The organism is Aurantimonas sp. A3-2-R12 (assembly GCF_036016755.1).
Lineage (GTDB): Bacteria > Pseudomonadota > Alphaproteobacteria > Rhizobiales > Rhizobiaceae > Aurantimonas > Aurantimonas coralicida_A.
The window spans coordinates 1-3,245 of record NZ_JAYXIH010000098.1 but is presented as its reverse complement, the minus strand read 5'-3'; the positions used below and the strand labels follow the sequence as shown (position 1 = coordinate 3,245).

The 3,245-nt window shown below is 64.8% G+C and carries 2 protein-coding genes and 1 pseudogene; 1 reads left to right on the top strand and 2 read right to left on the bottom strand.

Features of this window, described 5'->3' with window-relative positions; all coding sequences use genetic code 11:
* Window positions 1–104: 104 nt before the first annotated feature.
* Window positions 105–1,301 (top strand): annotated as a pseudogene (locus VSX60_RS22060) (IS256 family transposase); the annotation flags it as partial.
* Window positions 1,302–1,455: 154 nt separating this feature from the next.
* Here VSX60_RS22060 and VSX60_RS22055 read toward each other — a convergent pair.
* Window positions 1,456–1,791 carry a hypothetical protein gene (locus tag VSX60_RS22055; RefSeq protein WP_327626384.1) on the bottom strand — a complete coding sequence of 112 codons (336 nt, stop codon included), beginning with the start codon at window positions 1,789–1,791 and terminating at the stop codon, window positions 1,456–1,458.
* 81 nt (window positions 1,792–1,872) lie between these two features.
* Window positions 1,873–3,141, bottom strand: coding sequence for an IS256 family transposase (locus VSX60_RS22050; protein WP_327626383.1), 1,269 nt, complete (start codon window positions 3,139–3,141; stop codon window positions 1,873–1,875).
* Between the last annotated feature and the right edge of the window lie 104 nt (window positions 3,142–3,245).

The following is a 3,245-nucleotide window of genomic DNA, read 5'->3' as shown; positions in this document are numbered from 1 at the left end:
ATCATCGTATCCTTCATCTGCCGTCCTCTCCGCTTCGTGGCTCTTAACACCACGACCTTGGCACATTGCGATGCCGTCTCGGGAGGACGGCAACCACCCCATCTATGAAGACCGATAGCACCGTTCAGGCCTTTCAACACCCTGGCGACATCGATGATCCCCTGACCTTGGTGCTGCGCGATGGCGCCCGCCGGCTTCTGGCGCAGGCCGTCGAGGCGGAAGCCGAGGCCTTCCTGACGGCGATGCAGGGCGAACGTCTTGCCGACGGCCGTGCCCGGCTCGTTCGCCATGGCCATGGTCCGGAGCGCGCAATCCAAACGGGGGTCGGTCCGGTGCCGGTGAGGCGCGCCAAGCTGCGGGATCGCGGCGCCGATGGGCCGGAGCAGGACCGCATTACCTTCACCTCCGCGATCCTGCCGAAATGGGCGCGGCGAACGAAGAGCCTCGATGCACTGCTGCCGGTTCTCTACCTGCGCGGCATCTCGACCGGCGATTTCCAGGAGGCCCTTGCTGCGCTGCTGGGAAGGGACGCCCCGAACCTGTCGCCGTCGGTGATCGGACGCCTGAAGGAAGAATGGACGGGCGAATACGATCGCTGGCAGCGGCGCGATCTGTCGGCCCGGCGCTACGTCTACATCTGGGTCGACGGTGTCTATCTTCAGGCACGGATGGAAGATGATGCCGCTTGCATGCTCGTCATCGTCGGCGCCACGCCCGAAGGCAAGAAAGAACTCGTCGGCTTCCAAGTCGGTGTCCGCGAGAGTGCGCAGAGCTGGCGCGAACTGCTCGTCGACCTGAAAGCACGCGGTCTCGCCGCCGCGCCCGAGATCGCCGTCGGCGACGGAGCACTCGGCTTCTGGAAAGCGCTCGAGGAGATCTTCCCCGGAACGCGCCACCAGCGATGCTGGCAACACAAGCTCATCAACATCCTCAACAAGGTTCCGAAGTCGGTTCAGCCGAACATGAAGACGGACCTTCGCGAGGTGCGGGACGCGCCGGACCGGGCGAGTGCCGAAGCCGCCATCGCGGTCTTCGCCGAGAAGTACGGCGCCAAATATCCCAAGGCCGTCGAATGCCTGGCCAAGGACCGCGACGCGCTCCTGGCCTTCTTCGACTTTCCGGCCGAGCACTGGGACCATCTGCGGACCTCGAACCCCATCGAGAGCGTCTTCGCCACGGTCCGGCACCGGACGGTCAGAACGAAGGGAGCCCTGTCGCAGAAGACCGCCCGGTTGATGGTCTTCAAACTCGTTATCGCCGCATCGAAGACCTGGCGGCGGCTGAAAGGCGAAAATCGCTTGCNGCCCTGTCGCAGAAGACCGCCCGGTTGATGGTCTTCAAACTCGTTATCGCCGCATCGAAGACCTGGCGGCGGCTGAAAGGCGAAAATCGCTTGCCTATGGTCATCGCTGGCATCAAGTTCACCGACGGCATCGCGTCCACCGCGCCCGCCGATCAACGCGCCGCCTGATCGGCCCCGTCACCCAACTCCGGCCATAGCTCATCGCGCCGCCCCTCATATGCCTTTCCGCTGGCGTATTCCTCCATCGCCTTGAAGCGATCGGACTCATGAAACGCGGTGCCGAGGATGTAGGCCAGATTTCGCCCGTCCCCATCGCCATAGATGCCAAATGTCGCGATGATCGCTTTCATGTCGTCGACAGCATCCTGCGACAGCGATCCACCAAACGGCTTCGCCCGCGCTGCGTTGAAAAACGTGCGTTCGTCCATGTCAGTGCTCCAGACTTGGGTGTCTATTTCCCGGCGCTTAACCGGAAGTGCGCCCGCCATGACGCGGGCCACGGCACACGAGACGCCCAGCCGCCCGCCTCGATATTGGAGCTATGGCCGATTTTGGGTGACGCGGCTTGATCAAGCGGCGCGGTTGTCGGCGCCCTGCGTGGCGACGCCGTCTGTGAATGTGACGCCCTCGAGGACCATTGGCAACTGGTTCGCGCCCTTCAGACGGCGCCATGTTTTCGCTGCGGCCTGAACGAGCTTGAACACCATCAGCTTCGCCGTCTTCTGAGACAGCGCGCCCTTGGTCCGCACGGTCCGGTGCCGGACGGTGGCGAACACGCTCTCGATCGGGTTGCCCGTGCGCAGGTGATCCCAATGGTCGGCCGGGAAGTCGTAGAAAGCCAGCAAGGCGTCGCGGTCCTTGATCAGGCAAGTCGCTGCCTTCTCGTACTTGGCCCCGTATTTCTCGGTGAAGGTGTCCATGGCGGCCTCGGCGGCGGCGCGGGTCTCGGCCTGCCAGATCTCGCGCAGGTCGGCCTTCACCGCCGGCTGCATCGATTTCGGGAACTTGTTCAGGACGTTGGCGGTCTTGTGAACCCAACACCTCTGATGACGCGTGCCCGGGAAGGCTTCATCGAGGGCGTTCCAGAACCCCATGGCCCCATCGCCCACGGCGATCTCCGGCGGGACCGAGAGGCCGCGGGCCTTGATATCGACCAGCAGTTCGCGCCAGCTCTGCGCGCTCTCTCGCACCCCGACCTGGAAGCCAAGCAGTTCCTTGCGCCCCTCAGGTGTCGCGCCGATGATCACCAGCATGCATTCGGCGGCCGGCTCCATGCGGGCCTGCAGGTAGACCCCATCGGCCCAAATGTAGACATAGCGGCGCGCGGAGAGGTCGCGGCGCTGCCAGCGGTCGTAATCCTCCTGCCAGCCCGCCGTGAGGCGCGAGATCACGCCAGGCGACAGGTTCGGCGCGTCAGCCCCGAGCAGCGCCGTCAGCGCTTCCTGGAACTCCCCGGTGGAAATACCACGCAGGTAAAGAACCGGCAGCAAGGCATCGAGGCTCTTCGACCGCCGCGCCCAGCGGGGCAGGATGTTCGAGGTGAAGCGGATCCTTCTCTCGGCCGGCACGCCGGCGGCGCGGTCGCGCACCTTCTGGCGCTGCACCGGGATCGGGCCAATCCCGGTCTGGATCATCCGTCCCGGCCCGGTGCCATGCCGCACGATGCGATGGCGTCCATCGGGCAGGCGTTCATCCTCGAACTGTGCAACGAAGCTCGCCGCCTCGGCCCTGAGCGCGGCGGCCAGCATCTGGCGCGCGCCCTCGCGGGCGATCTCGGTGAGCCGGTCAAGGATCGATCCGGGCTGGTGAAGCGGGGTGATCGTGGTATCGTCTTTCATAGATGGGGTGGTTGCCGTCCTCCCGAGACGGCATCGCAATGTGCCAAGGTCGTGGTGTTAAGAGCCACGAAGCGGAGAGGACGGCAGATGAAGGATACGATGAT